Here is a 23,818-nt window from a genome sequence, read left to right on the forward strand (position 1 = left end):
CTTCGAACAATCAGCGTTTGACGCTGCCCTCACGGGCCAGGGCGATATCCACCATCTGCGGTGCCAGGCCCAGATAGTTGGCCGGATCGGTCAGTCGCTTGAGCTCTTCGATATCGAGTTCAGCGGTGGCTTCGCCCTGGGCAAGCAACGCGTCGAGCAGGCTGGTGCCTTCATCGTTGGCGAGGCGGCAGGCGGCATAGACCACGTCGTGCGCAACCTGACGACCCAGCGCCGGCGCAAGGCCCATCATCACGGCTTCGGCCACGATCAGCCCTTTGGTCATGTCGAGGTTCTTGCGCATGCGCTCGGGACGTACTTCCAGACCCGCCAGCATGAACTTGGCCTGGGCCAGCGACGCGGCGCTCAAGGCGAAGGCTTCGGGAATGGCGATCCATTCGGCTTGCCATGGACCGGTGGAGCGTTCGAAGTCCTGAATCATGGCGTCGAGCATCAGCCCGGCCTGCTGACGCACGCCTTTGGCGGCCGCATACATCAGTTCGCAGGAAATGGGATTGCGCTTCTGCGGCATGGTGCTGCTGGCGCCGCGTCCCTTGACGAAAGGTTCGTACGCCTCGCCCAGTTCGCTGGTCATCATCATCATGACGTCCAGTGCGACCTTGCCCAGGGACGCGGTGACCAGGCCGAGGAAATTCAGGGTTTCGGCCAGGCCGTCCCGGGCAACGTGCCAGGTGGCTTGCGGAACGCCGAGGTTCAATTCCGCCATGAGCGCTTCCTGCACCTCAAGACCTTTGTCGCCCAGGGACGCCAGGGTTCCGGCGGCGCCTGCGAATTGGCCGATTTCAACCCGCGGACGCAGTTCGACCAGACGCTCGGCGTGGCGATCGAACATGCTCAACCACACGGCACATTTGTAGCCGAAGGTGATCGGCAGGGCGTGCTGCAGGTGGGTGCGACCGGCCATGGGGGTGTCGCGGTAGCGCCTGGCGAGGTCGGCGAGCAGGCCCCGCACCGCTTTGATATCACGCTCGATCAGCAGCAGCGCGGCGCGGACTTGCAGTACGACGGCGGTGTCCATGATGTCCTGGGTGGTCGCCCCCCAATGGACGTAGCGACCTGCATCGCCACAGGTTTTCGACAGTTGCTCGACCAGCGGGAGAATCGGGTACCCGACGATTTCGGTCTCATGCTGCATGAGCGCCAGGTCGAGGGATGCATAGGTGGCGCTTTCGGCAATGCGTTCGGCGGCCTCGCCGGGAATGACGCCACAGCTTGCCTGCGCGCGCGCCAGTGCCACTTCCACTTCGATATAGCGTTCGATCAGCGCCTGGTCGGAGAACACGGCACGCATTTCCGCTGTGCCGAACATGTCACGAAAGAGAGCGGAATCAAAGACGGTGCTGGACATGAGAAGATCCTGTTATGTTTGTTATTAAACATACATATTAATATGTACGTACATAATAATTGCGCGCGCACTGGTACACTGTCAACTCGTTGATCGCTTGAGACTGATGGAAGGTATGAGCCAGACGCGCTATGAGGTCGTTGCGAAGGACTTGAGGGAAGGGATTTCCAGCGGTCGATTTCCGGTGGGCACCTTGCTGCCCACCGAGCTGGAGCTGTGCGACCTCTATGGGGTGAGTCGGCACACCGTGCGCGCGGCGATTACCCAGCTGCAGAATCAGGGCCTGGTGTCACGCCGCAAGCGAGTCGGCACACGGGTCGAGTCGGCCACACCCATCGGTGGATACTCGCAGTCGCTGGCCTCGGTATCGGATCTGGTGCACCTGGCCGAAACCCAAGTGCGCAGCATTCAGAACGTCCTGCATTTCGTGGCCGACATCGCGCAGGCCAAGCGCTTGGGCCTTGAGCCTGGGGAGCATTACTTTCGAGTATCCAGCCTGCGCGTCGATCAGGAAAACCCGCGCGCGCCGCTCTGCTGGACCGATGTGTACGCCCAAGATATCTATTCGGAAGTGATCGAGCTAGCCAACCAGCATCCCGACGAGCTGATCGCCGCCCTGATCGAACGGCATTTCGGCCGGTACATTGATGTGGTGGATCAGCAGGTACGTGCGGTACTGCTCTCGGTCGAGATTGCCAAAAGCCTCAATGCGGACGTCGGTTCACCCGGCCTGAACATTCTGCGGCAATACCGCGACAAGGACGGGGCGGTAATGGTGGTTTCGGAAACCACCCACCCCCAGGACCGCTTCACTCTGGTGTCACAGATGCGCCGGGACAAGCTCTAGACCCTGCTATCCCAGGCGGCCTACAGCACACCGAGGCGAGAGGGGCTGATGAACCTTATGCCAGCGAGAACTCGGGAAGCACATGTTCCTGAAGCTCCGCAATCACCTCCAATGCCGGACGTCGAGTCGGCTTGAGGTTCAGGGCGACGTGGTTGATGCCCGCATCGCGTTGCTGCGCGAAGAACTGCTTCAAGGCATGGCGGCCGCCGCGCAGGACTCGGCCGGTCTGCAATGGGGCGTCGGCGTTGCTGTCCAGATCGAACATCGCACCGTAGCCGAAGGGCACGAAGCCGCGCGATTCGGTCATTTCGCGCCAGTGCGGCACCACTTCCGGCATGCGTTGAGCGTCGCCGTGCCAGATCCAGGCGTCGACGTGTTCGGCCAGCCACTCCAGGCTCTGCCCGGCGCGACCTATGGCGATGAGCGGGATGCGCGAGGCTGCCGGCTTGGGTACCAGGTCGATGTCCCCGCGCAAATGGCCGAAATGCTCGGTCTTCAGGCGTGGGAATGACACCGAGGTCAACGTCTTGATCAAGGCCACGGCTTCGCGATAGCGCTCGACACGGGTCCCGAAGTCGACGCCGAAGGCCGGGTATTCGGTGGGTCGGTCACCGGAGGCCATGCCGGCCAGAAAGCGTCCGCCCAGCAATTGGTCGGCGGTGGTGATCTGCTTGGCGGTGATCACCGGTTCACGCAGGGGCGTGACGAATCCGGCGGTGCCGATCGCGATGCGCTGGGTGAGGGCGGCCAGCCAGCCGGCGTACACCAGCGGATCGAGGACCTGGCCGGTGTCGCCGAACGAGGGGTCGTAGAACGGCACGTCGCGCAGCCACAGGGCTGCGGCGTCGCTGCGGTCCAGACTCTGCACGATCTCGGCCTGGTCCGACAGGCTCGGGAACGGGCTGTCGGGATAGCCGCAGGCCGGGGCGATGAAGCCGATGCTCAACTGGTCCTGTTGGAAGGTACGGCTGAACGCGTCATGGTCAGCCAGATCGTGCGATCGAGTGTCCTGATTTCGTACATTCATAGTGTCTGTCCAAGATTCAAGAGATGACATCAGTCTAACGGTCAGCCTGACGTCTGTTTCCGACCTTTTGGATCGACACTGGTGAAAAACATTCCTCAATCGCACGTGGACTCAGTAGCCGCTACCTGCCTGGCCGCCGGTGACGATGGCGATTCCCGAGCTGGTGCCCAGACGGGTGGCGCCGGCCTGGATCATCGCCCGGGCGGTGGCGACGTCACGCACGCCGCCCGACGCCTTGACGCCGATGTCCGGGCCAACCACCCGGCGCATCAGGGCGACGTCTTCGAGCGTGGCGCCGCTGCGGCTGAAACCCGTGGAGGTTTTCACGAACGCCACACCCAGCTCGCGACAGATCTCGCAGGCGCGCACCTTCTGCGCATCGTCGAGCAGGCAGGTTTCCAGGATCACCTTGAGCGGTACCTCGCCGCAGGCCTGCAGCACCGCAGCGATATCGTCCCGGACGTCGGTGTACAGCCCTTCCTTGAGCCAACCGATGTTCAACACCATGTCGATTTCCTGTGCGCCGGCGGCGATGGTCAGCACGGTTTCCGCTGCCTTGGCGGCGCTCAGGCCGGCACCCAGCGGGAAGCCCACCACGGCGCAGACCTTGACGGCGGATCCCGCCAGATGCCGGGCCGCGACGGGCACCTGGCTGGAATTCACGCACACGGAGTAGAAACCGTGCTCACGGGCCTCCGCGCAAAGCGTGGCAATCTGTTCGCGGCTGGCATCGGCCGCCAGCAAGGTGTGATCGATGGTCTGCGCCAGTGCGGTGGGGTCGAGTGAAGTCATGAAGCGATTCCTGTCATCAATGGAAACACGGGGCCTTGGCCCACACGTTATAAAATTAACAATTGGTGTTACTTTGTTCGCGGTATCAACCGTATCTACCTCACCAACGGATTGCCTGGATGCCCGTGGACGTCAAGAAAACCAACCGAATCAAACAGATCCAACAGGTCCTGCAAGACCAGAAAGCCGTGCATCTGCGCGAAATGGCGGCCTTGCTCGACGTGTCCGAAATGACCCTGCGCCGCGACCTGAGCCGGCATCCGGAACAGTTGCGGCTGCTGGGCGGCTACATCACCCGCGCCCACGACGACCCGGAGCCGGGGGATTACCGGGTCAGCGAGCAGGACACCCGGCATGTCGAGGAAAAGCGCCGGATCGGCAAGCTGGCGGCCGCCTTCATTCAGCCGGGCGACACGGTGTTCTTCGATTGCGGTACGACGGTGCCCTTCGTGGTCGACTTCATTCCCGACGATCTCGAGTTCACTGCGGTGTGCAACTCGCTGAACGTGCTGCTCAAGCTGCAGCAGAAAACCCGTTGCAACATCGTCCTGTGCGGCGGCGTTTTCCACCGCAAGAACCAGGTATTCGAGAGCCAGGCCGAAGCCAGCATTCTCGACAGCGTACGGCTCACCTGGGCATTCGTTTCCGCGGCCGGCGTCAGCCTGGAGTGCGGCGTCACCTGCTTCAATTTCCACGAGGTGGAGGTCAAGCAGAAGGTCATGCGTCAGGCGCGGCAGTGCCTGCTGTTGGCCGATCACTCCAAGTTCGACGCCGTGCGCACGGCGCATTTCGGCGCGTTGAGCGACTTCCAGTGCGTGGTCAGCGACAAGAAAATCCCCCGCGCGTACCGCGAGGCCATCCAGGCCGGCGGTGCTCAACTGGTGGTGTAGGCAGGTCACGTCGGCAACGCTCGCCGTTCCGTGGCGCTGAGAAAACCGGTGCGCACGCTGAACTCGGCGCGCGCACCGGGTGCCAGGCTGCGCACGTTGCCCTTGGTCAGTTCGGCGCGGTAACCCTCCGGTTCGCAGGTGGCGGGCAAGACGAACGCGGCGACCTGTTGATCCGCGTTGTGCAGGATCCAGCGCGCGGCATGCTCGAACTGCTGCGGGCTGTAGCCGGTGTAGAAGGCCGCGCCGTCGGGGTGTTCCAGAAAGAAATGCGCCTGCCCCTCGGCATCGCAGCGTACTTCATCGAAGAAGCAGACGATTTCCGGGTCGTACAGGGCAGGGGAGTCGAGCACTTCCAGGGCTTGCGGATCCTGGCTCAGCTGCGCCATGTAGTCGCTCCAGGCTGGCGTCGGCCGTACGTGGGCCGGCACGCTGCTGCGTACTCGGGTGCGATCGCAGCCCAGCGGCTGGCTCAGCCGCGCGCCTTCGACATAGGCATAGTTCATGTGCGCCATGTACATCAGGTCCATGGCCTTGCCCGCCAGGTTGACCACTTCCATGCCGATCTCGAATACCCCACTGACCGGGCGCAGGGTGACGCTGGGACTGGCCCGGTAGTGGTCGCCGAAACCCTGCACGTACTCGCAGGTACCGCCCAGGCGCAGGTAGGCGCCATGCTCGTCTTCACCGCTTTCCAGCCAGGCCTCGTCCATCGGCGCGCAGGGCATCTCGCCGTGCAGCGCGTGGGTGTCTTCCGGGCCTGGGCAACCGTTGCGCAGCAGGCCGCTGTGGAACATGAAGCAGCCATAGGGGCCGATGATGGTGTCGCTGGGGCGGGGCTGGCTGAACATGTTGCGCATGGTCAGGTCGTGGCCATCGAACTCGGCCGACCAGATCATCTGACCCTGCCAGGGCAGTATCACCAGCTTGCCGCGGCTGTTCTCCAGCGACAGTGCCTTGACTCCGCTGGGGTAGGTCCAGGCATGTACGGTGAAATGACGCGATTCGAGAAGGGTTTGGCGGGTGCTGGCCCACAGTTGCGGGTACAGTGGCAGGCGCAGGCGTTCGGTACTCATTGCGCCACCGCCGCGGCCGAGCCGCTCAAGCTCGGCTGTGGCTGGCGCATGCAGCGCACCGCGTACAGCACGATCGCCACGAAGCACAGCAGCGGCACCGTATAGGCGATCTGCATGTTGCCGTTGTTGGCGTCGCTGAGCAGGCCTTGGAAGATCGGGATCACGCCACCGCCGACGATGCTCATCACCAGCAGCGAACCACCGACACCCGTGTCTTCGCCGAGCCCGTCGATGGTCAGGCCGTAGATGGTCGGCCAGCAAGGACCGAGAAAGACGCTGACACCCACTGCTGCGTACACCGCGGTGATGTTGGGTACGAAGATGGTGTAGGCCAGCAACAGGATGCACAGCACGCCGTACAGAGCCAGCACCTTGGCGGGGTGCAGCTTGCGCATCAGCACGTTGGCGACCATCTTGCCGACGAAGTAGGCGGCAAAGGTGATCAACAGAAACCAAGAGGCACTGCGTTCGTTCATGCCACCCATCTGCATGGCCAGGCGAATGGTGAAGCTCCAGACGCCCACCTGAGCGCCGACGTAGAGGAACTGCGCCAGCACGCCGAAACAGAAGCGCGGGTTGCGGCGCAGGCGTCCCAGGCTTTCACCCAGGCTGGCCCGGGGTTCGCTGCCGGTGCGGTTGCCCTTGCAGGCGGGAAAGCGGGTGATGGCGATCAGGATGAACATCAGAATGAGCACCGCGATCATCCATTTGTACGGCAGCAAGGTCGACTGGATCATCTGCAACTGCTGCACGGCCGCTTCGCTGGCACTCATCTGCGCCAGTTGCTCGTGGCTGGCGTCGGTGTCCTTGAACATCACGAAGCTGCCGACGTACACCCCGGTCATGGCCCCGAACGGGTGAAAGGTCTGGGAGATGTTCAAGCGCCGCGTGCCGGTTTCCCGCGGACCCATCAGGGTCGAATAGGTGTTGCAGGCGGTCTCGAGAAACGACAGGCCGGCGGCGATGACGAACAGGGCGATCAGAAACATGCCGTACTTGGCGGTGGACGCGGCAGGGAAGAACAGCGCGCAGCCGAACAGGTACAGCATCAGGCCGACCAGGATCGTGGTCTTGTAGCTGAAACGGCGCACCACCAGGGCTGCCGGTATGGCGACGAAGAAGTAGCCCAGGTAGAACGCCGACTGGACGAAGGCCGACTGGAAGTCGCTGAGCAGGAAGGCCTTCTTGAAGTGGGCGATCAGCACGTCGTTCATGCCGGCCGCAGCGGCCCACAGGGCGAAGATCAGACACAGCAGGATGAAGGCGAACCATGGCGTACGGTCCAGGTAGAACCCGTCCGGGGTTTGTTGCAGCGCAGGTTTGTTCATTATTGTTCTCCGCGAGAGTGCTGGTGAGGTGTCAGCGAGCCGATGCATCCAGAAAGCGTGCAAACGTTTCTGCATCCGGGTAGGAAGACTGCGTGCCGAGGCCGGTGACCGAGCAGGCCGAGTAGGCCACCGCCTGTTGCATCGCCTGATGGATATCGGCGTCCTGGCTCCAGTGCCTCGCGAAGCAGCCGATGAAGGCGTCGCCCGCGCCACTGGTGTCGCGCGCCTCGACCTTGACGCCCGGGACCTGCCACTCGCCTTCGGCGCCGACGTACAGGGCGCCTTGTTCACCCAAGGTGACGATGACGTGGCGTACACCCTTGGCCACCAGGGTTCGCGCGGCGTGCGCCGCTTCGTCGGCAGAGTTCACCGGCAGCCCGCTGATGAGCGCCAGTTCGCTCTCGTTGGGAATCAGGAAGTCCAGCAGCGCCAGGTGGTCGTTGCTCAGGCCGGCCAGGGCAGGGGCGGGGTTGAGTAGCACCGGAATGACGTGGCGTCGGGCGAATTCGATGGCGTGGTACACGCTCGCCAGTTCGATTTCCAGTTGCAGCACGATCAGGGCGCAATCACGCAATTGCGCCTCGGCGCGATCGATGTCGGCCGGATGCAGATGGGCATTGGCGCCTTTGACGATCAGGATGCTGTTGTGGGAGTTCTCCTGAACGAAGATCGGCGCCACGCCGCTGGACACGCCCGGTACCCGCTCGACGAAGCGCGAGTCGATGCCCAGCCGTTGGAAATTAGCCAGGGTGGTATCGGCGAAGCCGTCGTCGCCGACCTTGCTCAGCATCAGGACGTCGGCACCCAGCAAGGCCGCCGCCGCGGCCTGGTTGGCCCCCTTGCCGCCGCAGCCCATGGCGAAACGCGGTGCTTCGAGGGTTTCGCCCTGGGCGGGCATGCGCTCGATGTAGGTGATCAGGTCGACCATGTTGCTGCCGATGACTGCGATCTTGCTCATTGTTGTTGTGACCTCGCCAGCGCCGACGGACCCACCGTCGGCTGTTATTTATGTTATTTAAATAACATTTTCTGTGAGTATTCAATCTTTATTTTTTTGATCCCCGCAGTGATGTCGCCGCGACATTACTCAGTTCATGAAGTTCAAAACCTGTACAAATAAAGATATTTGTACAAATCCTCGTAAAGTTATCCGAAACCCAACCGATACGGACGTTTGAGCACAGAACACCTGTGCTCGGCCAAGGGGCCGGACAGAGCCCCGGCGTCCGAGAAATGGACCGTTCTCACTCACGATTAACCACTAACCGTCCATTCCGGGCTGTGAGAACCCTATGAACATCCTTGCTCCTGCCGTAACGCTCGCCAACCGATTACGCTTCAAGACCAAATTCGCGGTGCTCGCCATCATCGTTCTGGTCCCGCTGCTCCTGCTCGGTACCCGCTTCATCGTTCAGCTCAATGACAGCCTGGCGGTCATACGCTCGGAGCAGACCGGCCAGCGCTACCTGCTGGATGTGACGCCGATCCTGCGCCTGTCCATGATGCAGCGCGCGTTGACCAACCGCCTGCTCAGCGGCGATCAGACCGCACAGGCCGATGTGCTGGCCAATCAGGCAAAGATCGAAGACGCCTTCTCGAAACTGGCCACCACTGACCGCCAGTTCAACGACGCCCTGCAGACCGGCGATCGCGTGGAACGCCTGCATGCCTCGGCCACACGCTTGATGTCGCTGGCCAAGCCCGGTGTCGATCCTGGGGGCATGTTCGATCAATGGAACGACCAACTGATCGAGACCCTGAATTTCGTCTACTACGTCTCCGCCACGTCGGGCATGGTGCTGGATGAGGATTACGCATCGCTGTTCATGATCGACCTGAGTACGCTGCGTCTGCCTCGCCAGATCAACATCGTCGGGCAATTGCGCGGGTTGGCCAGCGGGCTGCGTGAGGGGCAGCCGTTGAGCCCCGCGACGCGTGGCGTGATCAGGTCGATGCTCAAGACCGAATTGCTGATCCACAAGGAGCTTCAGCAAAGCCTGGAGCTGCTGCGTCGCCGAGAGCCCGCCCTGGCCGATCGCATTCAGGCACCTATCGACAGTGCGTTCATGAGCCTGACCGGCTTCCGTGCGGACCTGGAAGCGGTCACGTCTTCTACCAGTGACACGCTGGTCAACGTGCAGAACGTGCCCGCCAAAGGCAACGCGGTCGTGGCCGAGCTGTACAAGGCACAGGACACGCTGCAGGAAGAACTGCTCAACCGCCTGGCCCAGCGGGCTCAGGAAAAGACCTCGGAGCGGCTGTTCATTCTTGGCATGTTCGCCGTCGTCGGCCTGCTGCTGGTGTACGTGTTCTGCGGTATCTACAGTGCCATGCGCCGCAGCATCGAGGATGTGCTGCAGGCCACCCGGCTCATCGGCCAAGGTGACTTGAGCGCACGTGTCCAGGTGCGTGGCAAGGACGAAATGGCCGACGTGGGCAACAGCCTGAACCACATGGTGCAGGCCTTCGGCAGCTCGCTGACCCAGGTCGAGCGCAGCTCGCAGTCGGTTTCGGATGCCGCCGCGCGCATGGGCGTGTCCATCGATCGGGCCAAGCAATCGATGAACACTCAGCAAAGCGAGACCGAACAGGTCGCCACGGCCATCAACGAGATGACCACCAGCGTGGCCGACGTGGCGCAGAACACCGAAGGGGCGGCCCACGCTGCCGAACACGCCAGTCAGTCGTCCCAGGCCGGTCTGGCGAAGATGCATGAAACCAAAGTCACCATCGAGGCCCTGGCCGATGAGGTGGAGCGCAGCGCGCAGAAGGTCTCGGCACTGGCCCAGCACAGCCAGCAGATCGGCGGGGTGATCGAGGTGATCCGCAACATCGCCGACCAGACCAACCTGCTGGCCTTGAACGCTGCCATCGAAGCCGCCCGTGCCGGGGAGCAGGGGCGTGGCTTTGCGGTGGTCGCCGACGAGGTGCGGACCCTGGCTTCACGCACGCAGAACTCCACCGAAGAAATCCGCCGAATCATTCAGGAACTGCAATCGGCCACCTCTGCGGCCGTCGAGCAGATGAAGGCCGGCAAGCAGCGTGCTCAGGAATGTTTGCAGTCGGCCGATGCCGCTTCGACCAGCCTGGATGCCATCAGCGATGGCGTCGAACAGATCGTCGGCATGAACACCCAGATAGCCAGCGCGGCGGTGCAGCAACACGCGGTGTCCGAGGACATCAACCGCAACGTGACCCAGATCCGCAATGGCAGCCTGGCGCTCATGGAAGGTATCAAGGACAACGCCGTGACGGCGGAAGAACTCACCTTGCTGGCGACCGAGCTGCGCACGGTGGTCTCGCGGTTCAAGGTGTAAGGAGGGGAGGTGAGCGGTGCCGATCCGCGCCAACCGGCGGATCGGCATACCAAAGTCTAGTGTGGCTGGCCGCTTCAGGAAGTCAGTGTCCTGGCCAGCTTCGCGGCTGCATCGAGGGCGGCGTTGAAGTTGGCCTCGGCGGTTGCCGCATCGCCGAGCGTGCCTTCCGATTCGACGGTATCGATGGCCGGAATCCCTACCATGCGGGCCCAGGTCCGCAGAAAGGCCACCTGATGGTCGAAGTCTTCGGTCGGGTAATCCTCGCCAAGCGCCACCCCGCGGGTGGCCAGCACCACCACTTTCTTGCCCTTGAGCAGGCCGACCATGCCCTTGTCGTCGAAGTCGAACAGCACGCCACGCTGCGACACCGAGTCGATCAGGTGCTTGAGGCGGTAGGGCACACCAAAGTTCCACATCGGCACGCTGAACACGATCACATCCGCGCGGTGGAAACGCTCGCCCAAGGCATGTATCTGCTTCCAGACGGCCGCCTGCTCGGCGGTCATTTCCACACCTTCCAGGTCCGCGTATTTGGCTTTCAACGCGGGGCCGTCGAACGGCAACAGGTCGGTGGTCCAGACATCCAGTACGTCGACGGTCGTGCCGGGCTCAACCGAAGCAGCCGTTTCGAGATAGCGATCGGCCAGTTTCAGGGAGGCCGAACGCTCCCCGCGAGGAGAGCTGGCAATATGAAGAATATGCATACACGGGGTTCCTAAGTGAGGGGCTGCGCAAGGTTTCAATTTAGTCCTCGACGCAAGCGCCGATGTTCAATTCTGCAGCGCGTAACGGCGACAGTGTTCCAGATAGCCTTGCTCGTGGCTGCCTACCAGATGCACGACGCTGGACCATAGCCAGGAAGGCGCATCCAGGGTGTTGGAGCGGTTGGTCTGCAGCTCGCGGATCCAGGCGGCTCGGGTCGAAAGGTCCATCTGCCGGGCATGGGCCGTGCCGACGACGCTGGCCAGGTAACTGGCCGCACGCATGGCTTCGGTTTCGCTCAACTGATCGAGCTCGAGCTTCATGTCCTGAGGCAGCAGTTCGCGAATGAAGAAGCCATGGTCGAGCATGCGCGTGGCCAGCATGCGATTGCCCAGACCCGGTGACAGGTGCCGGGCGCCTTCGACCACGCGCTTGCCGTTGTCCCGTGGCATCCCTGCGCGAACCGTGCGCGGCGCTGCGGCCGCCACGGCTTCCTTGATGTCGAGCAGGCACAACTCCTGATCGTCATCGTCGCCCACGCCCAGCAGCACGGCGTAGCGCTTGAGCCCAAGAGAGCTGCAACCCTTGACCCAGTAAGCCGAATCCAGCAGTTCGACGCTGTCGCTCCCCGATCGCCCTTTCAACGACGTGACCAAGGCATGAATCTCATCGGTGGCGCACAGCGTTTTGATGGCGCTGCGCTCGGTCTTGGACAAGGCCCAGAAATGCTTGCCCAATGGAATCGTCGGGCGCATGTCCTCGATGCGTTCCTGAGCCAGGTGCTTCCAGGTCCGCTGCACGGCGCTGCGCATGCCGGCCTTCACCTGGGCGGGGCGTTGCGGTTCTTCGTCGTGGTTGTTCTCGAAGGCCTGTTCATAACCCACCATCATTTCTTCCAGCATGCGCGCCGTGGCCACGCCCGGCAGGTCCGAGCCGCGTGCGGCGGTCGCCAGCGACAGGCCCAGCCGCACCAGATCGTGCACCGGGTTGCCGATGACGGTCTGGTCCAGGTCGCGGATGTGGATATCGATACGGCCCTTCGAATCCCCGGTCGGGCCGAGGTTGCCGGCATGGCAGTCGCCGCAGATCCACACCGGCGGACCACTGGGCAAGCGTCGGCCCGATTGCGACTGCAGCCAGTCATAGAATTGCACCGTGCTGCCCCGCACATAGGCATGGGCGGATCGCGCCATCTTCAAGTTACGCAGTTGCTCGAGCGGTTCCAAACGTGCGGCAGGACGGGGCGTCTTCATGGATTAGTCTTTGAGAGAAAGACGTTGGAGTAGGGAGATGCGCCGCGTGTTTCAAAATGTTTCTGTGTTTTTTCAGGAAAGTGAACGTGTCACTTGCTTGCATCTGAGCTCGCAGCAGGGGCCCACGATGCACTGCCTGCCCAGGTAAACGCCACCACGCAGGTACGCACCCGCGGCGACGAAGGCTTCTTCACCGATGATGATCGCGCCGTTGAGTACAGCGCCTTCTTCCACCACTGCGCTTTCGTGAACGGCGCAGTTTCCGTGACGCCGATAGTCTTCGCCGAGACGATCGAGCAACGTCAGGACCGCTCTTGCTTCTCCAAAAAAACATCCGGTTTGGTGCTGAACCGCTCGGCCAGCGCATAGGCCATCTTGTGGCTGATCGGACGCGTGCCCGAAAGCACTTTGGAGACTACGTGCCTGTCTCCAATTTCAGGCAAGTCCGAACCGGTGAGCCCAAGCACGTCCATGAAGTCACGTAGGAGCTGCACGGGCGTGACGGCGGATGTCAGGTTCGCATTGATAGCCGCGAATTGTTCGGATTCGCGCTCATATAGCTCAATGGCCTCCTCAAGCTCGATCAGAACTTGTGTCTCGTACTTGTTAAGGGGGTGGCCATCGGTCAGCTCGTCCAGCAGAACAGACGCACGTTGGTACTCGTCAGGCGTATGGATTCCGCCAACGAAAGACTCACGAAGTTGCTCGACCAGCCGCTGAAGGCTCTCCAGAGCAGCGCGAATAGCTTGCGAGTTTTCAAGCACAGCGGTCATGGCCTCACTCCTTGACTGTTTCTGGCATACCATTGGTTTGCAGCGTCGTATTCCGCATGTGTATAGATATGTTTTACGTACAACTTCTTCCGTTCGTAGTTTATGCCCGCGATCAGCCTTAACTTGTTACCGCCAATATCAATCACAACCCATCCTGCACCAGAACGAGGTTTGAACAGATCGAGCCTGCTGCCGAAGGCATTGCTCAAGTCGTTGTAGCTTTCAGGTTCGATAGCGCACAGCACTCGATAGCACGTCCGGAGTGCGTTGGCGCACGTTGGATGCCTTCGACAGGCTTCATCGAACCGATCCTTCTTGAGTACGTCCACGAGCATTCCTTGCGTTGTAGTCCATCATACGCATGTTGTCAATTTTGACAACATGCGACGATTTGATGGGTTCGTTTGCCATGCGACACAGGGCGTGAAAGCGACTGCCCGGGCGCTCACCGAGGCTCAGAAGGCGGCTGCCTGCGCGTCGTACGATCCGTATCGGGAAGCGCACAGCTGTCGCCACGGCAGCGCGCGCTGCCGTCGGGGTGGGGCAGCCATGCCAGGTGCGGGCGCCAGCGGCAGAACAGGCGATAGCCCACGTTCAACAGCGGCCGGGCCCAGCGCCACGACAACGGCGCCGCCCACACGCCCAGGCCTGCGGCTCGCCAGCTCCAGAGCGTGGCGTCCAGGCCGGTGACCCATGTTCCGTCGGCGAAGCGGGCGTGCAGCAACGACTCCATGTGTGCACGACTAAACCCCAGGGATGGGGCATCGAACGTCGGATCGCTGATGTCGACGAAACGCAGGCGATCGGGTGAGGCGCGAGCGCTCAGGACCTTGATCTCGTGAGCGCACAGGGGGCAGTCACCGTCGAAGTAGAGTGTCAGCGGCCAGTGGGGGTTCTCGTGCATCGATGAGCGTTCCGTGTGGGTATTGGCAAGCGGCGCCTGAAAACGAGGCAATGTTCTTCACGCTACATAGACACCACGTTCAGCCATTCACGCCATTTTTAACGCAGTTGCTGTCTTGCAGCGAGCTCAACGACACAGCATATCTTTCGGCTTGTTGCAGAATTGGGATCTCGCATAATGGAAGGACTGTTGGCGGGTGGATACGGAGGTCACGCGAACCGTGGCAGTCGCCGCGTGCGCCAATCGGTATGTTGCTTGCTCATCTGCGCTATCACTACGACGGCGCCGCCGCGTATTCGTCTGGCCCGCGCGACGCTGATCGTCGATGCGGAGCATCCGAACGATGGTCGCGAAGTGACGGCAATCTAACCGATCTGCCTAGTCACGCGACGTACGACCCAAGGCCCTGCCCATGTCTTGATCCCGGGCATGCCGCCAGTCGCGGTCGGCCTTGCTGTCGGTACCGATGCGGCGCTGGAAATCGCTGGCGACGCTGGCCTGACATTGGCGAAAGCCGTCGTCCCAGCCGGTGGCGTACTGGCGATCCGCGAGGTAGGTGGGGACGTTCTTGCGGAATTCCCCCAGCGCCTGCGCCGCGTTGCGGCCACTGCTGCAGCCGTCCTCGAAGCCGTTGGCGAACGGCGCGGGGTAGCCTTCGGCCAACAGACGCTCGCGTGTCGTCTGGCACGCGCTGAGCAGGGCGGCAGCCATTGCCAGAGCCAACAGCAGGCTCGTCTGTTTGAACGGCTGGCGTCTGGCGCTCATTTCAGCGATCTCCGGTGAGCATCGTGGCCTGGCTGCGAGTGATCCGGGACGCCGCAGGGCGATAGAGAATCCAGCGGTAACACAGCACGCAGATCATCCAATCGATCAGCAGGGTCCAGATGTTGTGGGAGAGAAAATGCGCGCCCTGCGCCATGCGGCCCAGGGAAAAGATCGCGCCCAATCCCAGCGCCACGGCGAGGGCGATTCGCGCGGTGCGTGGGCGGCGGTCGCGCCAGAAGAAGAACAGCGCGAGCAGCGAGAAGCCGCTCGACGCGTGACCGCCCGGCCAGCACAAACCGGGTTTTTCGGTCTCGGCGCGTGGGCTGAGCAGGGGCGTGTAGGTTTCCTGGCCGCCGAACTCCTTCAAGCTCCACGGACAATGCACTGCGGTGAGCACCTTGAGTGGCATCACCACCGCAGTCGTCAGGGCCATCGACAGCACCACGTAGCCCAAAGGCCGGCGCCATTGCCGCCACTTCGGGCTGCACAGACTGACGATGAATCCGGCCAGCGCCAGTACGGCGAAGGCGATCACGGCCTGTTTGGCGCGGTCGTGCAGGATGTTTTCCAGCCAGTAACTTTGCCGCCCGATGAAGCCGCTGCCGGGTACGTAGAACACTTGTGCAAGCGCAAAGTCCAGTGCCGGCGGATACAGCCAGAGCATCACTGCCATGAGGGCGAGTGGCACACCCAGGGCGAAACGAAAGTCAAAAGGCCGGGACGCACGGGAAGGTACTTCGATAGCCATGAACGGCTCCGATCGGTGGGTAGACAGTCAATGAGGACGGTAGGCACGAAGTCTCGCAAGCGTTGCTCAGCCAGAGGTCCTGCCTGCAGCGTGCTGTGCTGGCGACGATAGATTTCCGGCCTTCAGTGATGGGTGAAGAAGATGTGAAAAATGCGTTAGGTGCGCAGCGTTCAGCAGGTGACTGCGACTGATGATCAATGCGCCGGATAAGCACACTTCGGGTTTTTTTCCAGCAAGCTTTTCCTCGCAAATCTTTCACGAAAGTTTGAGTTATTCGAGATTACAGTCCGCGCTGTCGATACCCGGCGCATTGCGCACGGCCCGCCTATCTGCCTGACAGTAGACTCGCATGTTCAAGATAAAACCTGTTCGTCCGGAATTAGTCACACTGGCTGCAAGCCTGTTTCTCTTGATTGCTTTCAACACACCACTTTGGCAACACCTGGCGTCCATCACGGGCGGCGAGGGCGCAGGTAAGCAACTGGCCTGGGCGTTTGGGGTGTTGCTGTTGTGCGTCTTCAACTTCGTGTTGACGATGCTGGCCTTTCCCAAACTGTTGAAACCGCTGCTGATGGTGTTGTTTCTGGTCAGCGCCTGTGTGGCGTATTTCATGGGGCAGTACGGAATCGTGGTCGACGCGGGCATGTTCCGCAATCTTGTCGAAACCAACGTGACCGAAGTGGAAGGCCTGCTGTCGCCCCTGCTGTGGGTCTACCTGCTGGCGCTGGGCGTGCTGCCGTGTGTGCTGTTATGGAAGACACCTATTGCGTATCGCAAACCCCATCGCGAGCTGCTCCACAAAGTGCTCATCGGCACCGGCTGTGCGGGCATCATCACCGGCGTCGCATTGCTGGACTATCAGGGGCTGTCGTCACTGTTGCGCAATCACCACGAGTTGCGCCTGATGGTGGTGCCCAGCAACTACATCGGCGCCTCGATCGGTTATGCCCGCGAGCAGGTGTCGACCGTCGAGCATCCTTTCGTGCCCTTGGGTGAGGATGCGATGCGTGCGGTGAACGTGGGCAACCACCCCACCAAATCATTGACCGTACTGGTGGTGGGCGAAAGTGCCCGGGCCGATAACTTCGGCATCCTCGGCTATGGGCGCGATACCACACCGCAACTGGCCGCTGAGCAGGGTCTGGTGTCGTTCACCGACGTGCATTCCTGCGGCACCGAAACCGCTGTGTCGGTGCCCTGCATGTTTTCCAACATGGGCCGCAAGCAGTACAAACCAGCCGTCGCGAAAAACCAGGAAGGGTTGCTGGACGTGCTCAAGCGTGCCGGCCTGGACGTGGTGTGGTGGGATAACCAGTCCGGCTGCAAGGGCACCTGCGACCGGGTCACCCAGCTGGATGTCAGCCACGGCAAGGACCCGGCTCTGTGCGCTGACAGCGAGTGCCGGGACGAGATCCTCCTGCAGGGTTTGCAGGCGTTTATCGACCACCTTTCCAACGATACCGTGTTGGTCCTGCACCAGATGGGCAGCCACGGGCCTGAATATTTCAAGCGCTATCCGCAAGCCTTCGAGCACTTCACTCCGGTGTGCAAGAGCAACGCGCTGGACGCCTGCAGCCGGGAGAGTATCGTCAATGCCTACGATAATACCGTGCTGTACACCGATCACGTTCTGGCGCGGCTGATCGATACCCTGCGCAACAACCAGGACCGTGTGGCCACCGCCATGATCTATCTCTCCGATCACGGCGAGTCTCTTGGCGAGTACAACGTGTTCCTGCACGGCACGCCCTACATGTTGGCACCTGACCAGCAGAAACACGTCCCACTGCTGGTATGGTTCTCCGACAGTTACCAACGTGCGCTTGCCGTCGACAGTCATTGTTTGCAGCGCACACGCAACGATCCGCTGAGTCAGGACAATCTCTTTCACTCGATGCTAGGCTTGTTGAATGTCCAGACGCGGGTCTACAACAGCGCGCTGGACATGTTTGCCGGCTGCAGAGGGGTGAGCGGCAATGCGCTTGTGGCCACGAAACAAATGCCGGTCCAGCGTTGAGTGGGTAGTTGTGTTTCGTACTCGTGCCTTACATAAAAAGAGAGTCCCATGCGCATACTGGTCATCGAAGATCATGCCGATATCCTCGCCAACGTCTCGGAATACTTCGTGCTCAAGGGGTGTGAAGTGACCGGTGCACTGGATGGCGTGACCGGGCTTCACCTGGCGATGACCGGCAATTATGACGCCATCATTCTCGATGTGATGCTGCCCGGCATGGACGGCAACCAGGTCTGTCACAAGCTGCGCTCGGTCTCCCGGCGGCACACGCCCATTCTGATGCTGACTGCCCGTGACGAGCTGGAGGACCGGCTGACGGGATTTCGCGTTGGCGCCGACGACTACATCGTCAAGCCGTTCGCCTTGTCCGAGCTGTTTGCCCGCGTCGAGACAGTGAGTCGACGTTCGGCCGGGATGAGGAAAAACGTGCTCGAAGTCCATGACCTGAGCTTCGATCTGGATTCACTGGAGGTAAAGCGGGCGGGCAGGTTGCTCAAGCTCAACCCCACCACCCTCGTGCTGCTGGAACTGTTGATGCGCAAGAGCCCCGCCATCGTGAAGCGCCGCGAGTTGGAACTGGCGCTGTGGGGTGAGGAAACGCCCGATTCGGACAGCCTGCGAACCGGCATCTACATGCTGCGCCGAACCATCGACAAATCGTTCGAGGTGCCGTTGCTGCATACCGTGCACAGCATGGGTTACAGGCTGCAGGCACCGTCGGACGTGGGCCTGGTAACCGCCCGGCCCTGAGCCTGGGCATGGTCACGGGGCGATAAAGCGCCTCAGGCCAGCTGCAGTGTCTGCACGACCTGTGCGACTCGCTGGGTCGATGGCCCGTCGAGCCCCTTGAGCGGCCGCGGCAGGCAGTTCGCTGCGGCATGGCCGAGGACTTCGGCGGCCGTTGCGACGACTCTGAGGCTACCGTACTCGCGAAACAGGGCCCACAACGGTTCGAGCCGGGCCGATTCCTCAAGGCCTCGCTCGGCCTGCCCGGATCGGCTTGCCTCGACCAGTGCCCGTGCGGTTCGCGGAAACAGGCCGCCCATCACGGAGTACCACAACTCACAGCCTGCATTCAGGCCGTTCACTGCGGCCGCATCGCCACTCACGCCGATGCTGACGTGACCGGGGATGACCGCCCGCAGGCTCACGACCCTGGCTGACGCCTGTGTCGGGTCGGCCGGGACAGCCGGGATCTTGATCGACGCGATGTTGGGCAGGGCGGTGATGCACCCGTGAAGCTCGTCGGTGAATTGGAAATGCGTGGTACCGGGGTTGTCGTAGACAACCAACGGCAACGATACCCGGTGGGCGACCGTTTCATAGAGTTCGAACACTTCATCCGCACGAAGCGCCTGATAGCTCACCGGCGGCAGCAGCAGCGCCGACACCCCGGCAGCCTGGGCATCTTCGGCCAGCAGCAGCACGTCCCGCGTGGCGACCGCGCCGATGCCGACGATCACAGGGACGTCACCTGCCGCGGCGACGGCCAGCTGGGCGGCGAGGCGCCGCTCCTGGCGGTTGAGATAGGCGTAGCTGCCTGTCGATCCCAAGGCGCCGATGGAATCGACCTCGGCCGAGACCAGGTTTTCGATCAAGCCGACGAAGGCGTTTTCGTCCACCTTGCCATCGCGCAGCGGGGTCAATGGGAACGCGCTGAGACCTGTGAACATGCAAGAGCTCCTCGGTATTGAAAGTGGCGGCTGGGGATACTTCAAAGCGTGACGGTACTATAAGGTATCCAAACCGATAACCTGCCGCCTTGGAATGGAGTCCTTCAATGTCATTCGATATTCACCTTCTACTGCTGGTGTTCGTGACCTACATCGTTGGTGCCGCCAGCCCCGGCCCCAGCAACATGCGGATCATGAGCGTGGCGATGCATCAGGGCAGACGGCCGGCGCTGATGCTGGCAGGGGGTGTCATCAGCGGTTCGTTCTTCTGGGGATCCATGGCCGCGACAGGGGTTTCCGCCGTTATCGTTCAATACGCCGAGGCGCTCATCGTCTTGAAGGTGATAGGGGGCGCCTATCTGCTCTTTCTTGCCAGCAAGGCCTGCCGCTCGGCGCTGACCTCCAACGAACGCTTTGCCAACGAGTTGTCATCGGCGCCCAAGGCATCCGGATGGAAGCTCTATCAGCGTGGCCTGTTGATGCACCTCACCAACCCGAAGGCGATCCTGAGCTGGATCGCGACGATGACCCTCGGTCTGGGGCCAGGGGCTACCACTTCGACGGTCGCCATCATCCTGGCCGGTTGCGCCGTGCTCAGCGTGACCATCTTCGGCGGCTCCGCGGTGGTGTTTTCCACAGCGCCGATGGTGCGCGCCTATCAAAAGGCGCGCCGCTGGATCGAGGGCGCCTTGGCGATGGTGTTTGCCGGAGCAGGCTTGAAGCTTCTGTTTGGCAGAGCGTGAGGTGGTGGTGGGTGTGGCGTGTTATCTGGCGCTGGCCTGATGGAACGCACACGCCGTGACGCGGCTTGCACCGCTGCTACAGGAGCGTGGTGGCAGCGCTATCGGAGTACCGGCAATCGCACGGTAAACACGGTGTGCAGATCGCTGGAAGTAACCTGCAACTGTCCGCCATGGGATTCTGCGATCTGCGAGCAGATGTAGAGACCCAAACCCAGTCCTTCGTTTTGCCGGTCGTTGTCGGCGCGGGTGAACGGCTTGAACAGCAGATCCATCCGGTCGGGATGGATGGGCAGGCCTTCGTTGCAAAACGACAGCACCAGGCTGTCCTGCTCGATGCGTCCATCGATGCTGATCGGGCCGCCGGGTGCGCCGTGGTGTACGGCGTTCGACAGCAGATTGGAGACCAACTGGCTGATGCGTCCGAAATCGCACTGAACGGGTTTGGCATCGGTGTAGTGATAGCTGACATCGGCCAGCGGGTGGGCATGGCGGATTTCGGCGATGACCGGGATCAACGCTTCGAACAAGTTGTCGACGCGGTTCAGGTTGATCACGAAGCGGCTGCCCAGGCGGCAGCGGGTGAAGTCCAGCACGTCGTCGATCAACGCCGACATGCGCTTGGCGCTGCTCTGGATCGCGGCCACGAGGGTCTTGGAGCGCTTATCGGTGACCTGCCGGTCCAGCAGATCGGCACTCATCCGCACGGCGCTGATCGGCGTGCGCAGGTCGTGCCCCAGTACCGCCACGAATTGCTCGCGCAATCGCCCGGTTTCTTCGGATGCCCCCAGTTCGGATTGGCTGTCGTGCAGCCGCGCGTGAAGTTCCAGATGGCTGGCCAGCAGTTGTGCGAACAGTTCGAGGGTGTCGATCACGCTGGCATTTTCGACCGCGACCGGTTCCGGGTCCAGTCCGCAGAGGGTCCCTACGAACACGCCTGCTGAGGTGATGATGGGCACCGAGATATGGCTTTTGAATGTTTCCAGGCCTGGTTGGGTTTCCGGCTCGTAGCGTCCGTCGGCCAGAACGTGCATGCCTTCGCCGTAGGCAAGCGACTGGCGACGCTGGCGGACTTCGTTGCACAACGTCTGTGCAAGTGGCCGCTGATCGCCCGGGCGTATGTCCAAGTGGGCCGAGTCGTCCACCGCGTAGGCGACCCAGCGCGTGGCGGTGACCCTGGCCACTGCCGCAAATCTCAGACCGGTCGCCTCTTTGACCAGGCGCAGAATGACGGGGATGACGGTCATTTCGGCAGGTGGCGGGAGCGAACCCTCGTAATCGGCGTTGGACATGCGCGGACCCATTTTCGTTGAAGCGGGCGATTATACATAGGTTGCCCTTGAATGGCTGTACAGGCATACAGCTGGCCTGTTCTCGCGCTTGCTTACATTTGCCCAGGGCCCTCTAGCTCAAGTGTTTGCGCCGCAGGCCGATGACTGAAGGCATCAACCCCTGATCGCAATGGAATCCTGCATGATCATTCGACGCCTGAACCTCGCCCCCCGCGCTATTGCATTCTTCTCGGCCATTGTCGTGGTCGTCATCCTTCTTGGAAGTCTTTCCATCGTCCAGATGGACAAGCTGTACCAGGCCGAGCAGGATGTGGAAACCAACTGGATGTTGGGTATCCGCGACGCGGGCCAGATGAACAGTGGGCTCTTGAGGTTGCGGCTCGAAAGCATGCGCGGCGCCACCACCACCGATTCCGCGCTTCGTGAACAGACGATCGCTGCGTTTCCCGGCTATCGCCGTGCTTTTCAGGAAACCATCAAGCACTATGAAAGCACCGTTGCCAGCGACGATGACCGCAAACTTTACGACTCCATACGTTCCGATGCGGCTGCGTATGACCAACTGCTGGGCCAGCTCGAACCCATGCTGCGCGCTGCCGACACCACGGCGGCAACCGGCCTGATCAACACGGCCATTCGCCCGCTGACCAACACCCTGGAAGGCAAGGTCAACGAGCTCATGGCGCTGAACGACCGCGGTGCCACCGACGCCGGGGATGCGGCGCTCGCGACCTTCGAGTCGGGCCGTGCCTGGGTCATTGGGCTGATGGCTGCGGCCGTGCTGGCGACCATCCTGCTTGCGGCGCTGTTGATCCGCAGCATCACCCAGCCCATCCAGGAAGCCGTGCAGATCGCCCAGCGCATCGCGCGCAAGGACTTGACCGAACAGATCGTCGTGGTTGGCCAGGACGAAGCCGCCAGCATGCTCACGGCGTTGGCACGGATGCAGGCCAACCTGCGGCAGACGATCGCGCACATTTCCGACAGCTCCAGCCAACTGGCCGCCGCCTCGGAAGAGATGAGCGCGGTGACCGAGGAATCCAGCCGGGGGCTGGTGCGCCAGAACGATGAGGTCAATCAGGCGGCCAGTGCGGTCACCCAGATGAGCTCGGCGGTCGACGAGGTGGCGCGTAACGCGGCCGAAGCCGCCGACGCCTCGGCCACCACCCAATCGCTGGCGAGGGATGGTCTGGGCAAGGTCGAACAGACCCTGACCGCTATCCAGGCGCTGGCGACCAACGTGGGCAGCACCAGCACTCAGGTCAAACAGCTGTCGGCTCGGGCGCGTGAGATCAACACGGTGGTCGAGGTGATCCGTGCCATTGCCGAACAAACCAACCTGCTGGCATTGAACGCCGCCATCGAAGCGGCCCGCGCCGGTGAGCAGGGCAGAGGCTTTGCCGTGGTTGCCGATGAAGTGCGCGCTCTGGCGCACCGTACGCAGCAGTCGACTCAGGAGATCGAGAAGATGATCGGCTCGATGCAGACCGATTCGGTGCAGGCCGTCCAGGCCATGGAGCAGAGCCAGCAGATGGCCAGCGATTCGTCGGCCGTGGCGCAGCACGCCAGTACCTCGCTCAGCCAGATCTCCGAATCGATCAACCTGATCAGCGAACGCAACACCGTGATCGCGACCGCCGCCGAAGAGCAGGCTCAGGTAGCGCGGGAGATCGACCGCAACATCACCAGCATTCGCGATCTTTCGATGCAGAGTGCTGCGGGTGCCCCCCAGACGGCGACCGCCAGTGGCGAAGTGTCGCGACTGGCGGTCGGTCTGACGGCATTGGTGGGTGAGTTCGCCATCTGACCTGAGCCAGGCGGCGTAGCACCGAGCTCAGCGGTTGTTGCGCAGGATCGAGAAGTTCAGCGCGGCCGCCACGCACAGCCAGGCCAGATAGGGGAACAGAATCAGCCCGGTGATCAGGTCCAGGCGGATGGCCAGAACCACCATGGCGGCGGTCACCAGCCACAGCAGTACGATGATCACCAGACCGGCCAGCAGGCGGTGGGCGCCGAAGAATACCGGTGTCCACAGGGTGTTGAGGGCGATCTGCGCGGCCCAGAGTGCCAGGACCGTCTCGCTGCCGATTAGTTGGGTCAGGCGGTAGCCGGCCCAGGCCAGCAGCAGGTAGATGACCGTCCAGGCTACGGGGAATGCCCAGTTCGGCGGGGTGAAACGAGGCTTGACCAACGAGGCGTACCACTGGCCGGGTTTGAAGATGATGCCGGTGCTGGCCGCAGCGGCGCAGGCCAGCAGGAAGATGAAGAAAACCATGGTGAGTCCCTGTTCAATGACGAAAGTGCAAAGGCG

At 62.1% G+C, this 23,818-nt stretch carries 23 protein-coding genes and 2 pseudogenes; 8 read left to right on the forward strand and 17 right to left on the reverse strand.

The genetic code is table 11. From position 1 onward, the window contains the following. Positions 1-10 precede the first annotated feature (10 nt). Positions 11-1,366 carry a class-II fumarase/aspartase family protein gene (locus AC788_RS03565; RefSeq protein WP_049859237.1) on the reverse strand — a complete coding sequence of 452 codons (1,356 nt, stop codon included), beginning with the start codon at positions 1,364-1,366 and terminating at the stop codon, positions 11-13. A 115-nt stretch (positions 1,367-1,481) separates the two neighbouring features. On the opposite strand from AC788_RS03565, the gene AC788_RS03570 reads away from it, so the two are divergent. Continuing rightward, a complete protein-coding gene (locus AC788_RS03570) occupies positions 1,482-2,213 on the forward strand; it encodes a GntR family transcriptional regulator (RefSeq protein WP_049859786.1) in 732 nt (243 codons plus the stop codon). 55 nt (positions 2,214-2,268) lie between these two features. Here AC788_RS03570 and AC788_RS03575 read toward each other — a convergent pair whose 3' ends face one another. Then, the gene (locus AC788_RS03575; RefSeq protein WP_049859238.1) at positions 2,269-3,240 is read right to left on the reverse strand and encodes an LLM class oxidoreductase; all 972 of its coding nucleotides are present in this window, start codon (positions 3,238-3,240) and stop codon (positions 2,269-2,271) included. A gap of 111 nt (positions 3,241-3,351) precedes the next feature. Further along, a complete protein-coding gene (gene deoC / locus AC788_RS03580) occupies positions 3,352-4,032 on the reverse strand; it encodes a deoxyribose-phosphate aldolase (RefSeq protein ID WP_049859239.1) in 681 nt (226 codons plus the stop codon). Positions 4,033-4,151: 119 nt separating this feature from the next. On the opposite strand from deoC, the gene deoR reads away from it, so the two are divergent. After that, complete coding sequence (deoR, locus tag AC788_RS03585) at positions 4,152-4,922, forward strand: DNA-binding transcriptional repressor DeoR (RefSeq protein ID WP_082223554.1); 771 nt, start codon at positions 4,152-4,154, stop codon at positions 4,920-4,922. Positions 4,923-4,927: 5 nt separating this feature from the next. On the opposite strand, the gene AC788_RS03590 is transcribed toward deoR, so the two are convergent. Genes AC788_RS03590 through rbsK form a run of 3 tightly spaced genes read right to left on the reverse strand, consistent with a single transcriptional unit; the run spans position 4,928 to position 8,281 of the window. Further along, positions 4,928-5,995 (reverse strand): aldose 1-epimerase family protein, encoded by a 1,068-nt coding sequence (locus AC788_RS03590; protein ID WP_049859240.1) that lies wholly within the window; start codon positions 5,993-5,995, stop codon positions 4,928-4,930. Further along, complete coding sequence (gene fucP, locus AC788_RS03595; RefSeq protein ID WP_049859241.1) at positions 5,992-7,323, reverse strand: L-fucose:H+ symporter permease; 1,332 nt, start codon at positions 7,321-7,323, stop codon at positions 5,992-5,994. Before fucP ends, AC788_RS03590 begins: the two co-directional genes overlap by 4 nt. A 31-nt stretch (positions 7,324-7,354) precedes the next feature. After that, positions 7,355-8,281 carry a ribokinase gene (gene rbsK / locus AC788_RS03600; protein WP_049859242.1) on the reverse strand — a complete coding sequence of 309 codons (927 nt, stop codon included), beginning with the start codon at positions 8,279-8,281 and terminating at the stop codon, positions 7,355-7,357. 334 nt (positions 8,282-8,615) lie between these two features. On the opposite strand from rbsK, the gene AC788_RS03605 reads away from it, so the two are divergent. Then, on the forward strand, positions 8,616-10,640 hold the full coding sequence (locus AC788_RS03605) for a methyl-accepting chemotaxis protein (protein ID WP_049859243.1): 2,025 nt from the start codon (positions 8,616-8,618) through the stop codon (positions 10,638-10,640). 74 nt (positions 10,641-10,714) lie between these two features. Here AC788_RS03605 and AC788_RS03610 read toward each other — a convergent pair whose 3' ends face one another. The 8 genes and pseudogenes from AC788_RS03610 to AC788_RS03640 form a co-directional block, all read right to left on the reverse strand. Then, positions 10,715-11,344 carry an FMN-dependent NADH-azoreductase gene (locus tag AC788_RS03610; protein WP_049859244.1) on the reverse strand — a complete coding sequence of 210 codons (630 nt, stop codon included), beginning with the start codon at positions 11,342-11,344 and terminating at the stop codon, positions 10,715-10,717. A gap of 66 nt (positions 11,345-11,410) precedes the next feature. Continuing rightward, complete coding sequence (locus AC788_RS03615; RefSeq protein WP_049859245.1) at positions 11,411-12,595, reverse strand: DUF2252 domain-containing protein; 1,185 nt, start codon at positions 12,593-12,595, stop codon at positions 11,411-11,413. A 102-nt stretch (positions 12,596-12,697) separates the two neighbouring features. Continuing rightward, positions 12,698-12,901 (reverse strand): annotated as a pseudogene (locus tag AC788_RS03620) (transferase); the annotation flags it as partial. Beyond that, positions 12,898-13,368, reverse strand: a complete 471-nt coding sequence (locus AC788_RS03625; RefSeq protein WP_049859247.1) for a helix-turn-helix domain-containing protein — start codon at positions 13,366-13,368, stop codon at positions 12,898-12,900. The gene AC788_RS03625 and the pseudogene AC788_RS03620, both read right to left, overlap by 4 nt. After that, positions 13,365-13,697 (reverse strand): type II toxin-antitoxin system HigB family toxin, encoded by a 333-nt coding sequence (locus tag AC788_RS21220; protein ID WP_082223585.1) that lies wholly within the window; start codon positions 13,695-13,697, stop codon positions 13,365-13,367. The genes AC788_RS03625 and AC788_RS21220 overlap by 4 nt, the downstream gene beginning before the upstream one ends. A gap of 116 nt (positions 13,698-13,813) precedes the next feature. Then, the gene (locus AC788_RS03630) at positions 13,814-14,272 is read right to left on the reverse strand and encodes a thiol-disulfide oxidoreductase DCC family protein (protein WP_049859248.1); all 459 of its coding nucleotides are present in this window, start codon (positions 14,270-14,272) and stop codon (positions 13,814-13,816) included. A gap of 378 nt (positions 14,273-14,650) precedes the next feature. After that, positions 14,651-14,983 (reverse strand): hypothetical protein, encoded by a 333-nt coding sequence (locus AC788_RS03635; RefSeq protein WP_049859788.1) that lies wholly within the window; start codon positions 14,981-14,983, stop codon positions 14,651-14,653. Between the two features lie 55 nt (positions 14,984-15,038). Then, complete coding sequence (locus AC788_RS03640; RefSeq protein ID WP_049859249.1) at positions 15,039-15,785, reverse strand: phosphatase PAP2 family protein; 747 nt, start codon at positions 15,783-15,785, stop codon at positions 15,039-15,041. A 349-nt stretch (positions 15,786-16,134) separates the two neighbouring features. Between AC788_RS03640 and AC788_RS03645 the strand changes: the two genes are divergently transcribed. Further along, positions 16,135-17,802: a phosphoethanolamine transferase gene (locus tag AC788_RS03645; protein ID WP_049859250.1), complete on the forward strand. Its 1,668-nt coding sequence runs from the start codon at positions 16,135-16,137 to the stop codon at positions 17,800-17,802. 48 nt (positions 17,803-17,850) lie between these two features. After that, on the forward strand, positions 17,851-18,552 hold the full coding sequence (locus tag AC788_RS03650; protein WP_049859251.1) for a response regulator transcription factor: 702 nt from the start codon (positions 17,851-17,853) through the stop codon (positions 18,550-18,552). A 32-nt stretch (positions 18,553-18,584) separates the two neighbouring features. Here AC788_RS03650 and AC788_RS03655 read toward each other — a convergent pair whose 3' ends face one another. Continuing rightward, entirely contained in the window at positions 18,585-19,475 is an 891-nt protein-coding gene (locus tag AC788_RS03655) for a dihydrodipicolinate synthase family protein (RefSeq protein WP_049859252.1), read from the reverse strand. Positions 19,476-19,618: 143 nt separating this feature from the next. On the opposite strand from AC788_RS03655, the gene AC788_RS03660 reads away from it, so the two are divergent. Beyond that, on the forward strand, positions 19,619-20,218 hold the full coding sequence (locus tag AC788_RS03660; RefSeq protein ID WP_236690454.1) for a LysE family translocator: 600 nt from the start codon (positions 19,619-19,621) through the stop codon (positions 20,216-20,218). A gap of 98 nt (positions 20,219-20,316) precedes the next feature. Here AC788_RS03660 and AC788_RS03665 read toward each other — a convergent pair whose 3' ends face one another. Then, positions 20,317-21,507: a sensor histidine kinase gene (locus AC788_RS03665; protein WP_161804281.1), complete on the reverse strand. Its 1,191-nt coding sequence runs from the start codon at positions 21,505-21,507 to the stop codon at positions 20,317-20,319. Between the two features lie 181 nt (positions 21,508-21,688). Here AC788_RS03665 and AC788_RS22170 point away from each other — a divergent pair. Together AC788_RS22170 and AC788_RS22175 are read left to right on the forward strand one after the other, a co-directional pair. Beyond that, positions 21,689-22,459, forward strand: a pseudogene (locus AC788_RS22170) (MCP four helix bundle domain-containing protein); the annotation flags it as partial. A 66-nt stretch (positions 22,460-22,525) separates the two neighbouring features. Then, complete coding sequence (locus AC788_RS22175) at positions 22,526-23,314, forward strand: methyl-accepting chemotaxis protein (protein WP_442965531.1); 789 nt, start codon at positions 22,526-22,528, stop codon at positions 23,312-23,314. Between the two features lie 27 nt (positions 23,315-23,341). Here AC788_RS22175 and tspO read toward each other — a convergent pair whose 3' ends face one another. Further along, positions 23,342-23,782 (reverse strand): tryptophan-rich sensory protein TspO, encoded by a 441-nt coding sequence (tspO, locus tag AC788_RS03675; RefSeq protein ID WP_049859256.1) that lies wholly within the window; start codon positions 23,780-23,782, stop codon positions 23,342-23,344. Positions 23,783-23,818: the final 36 nt, after the last annotated feature.

The organism is Pseudomonas sp. RIT-PI-a (assembly GCF_001187875.1).
GTDB classification, from domain to species: Bacteria; Pseudomonadota; Gammaproteobacteria; order Pseudomonadales; family Pseudomonadaceae; genus Aquipseudomonas; species Aquipseudomonas coleopterorum.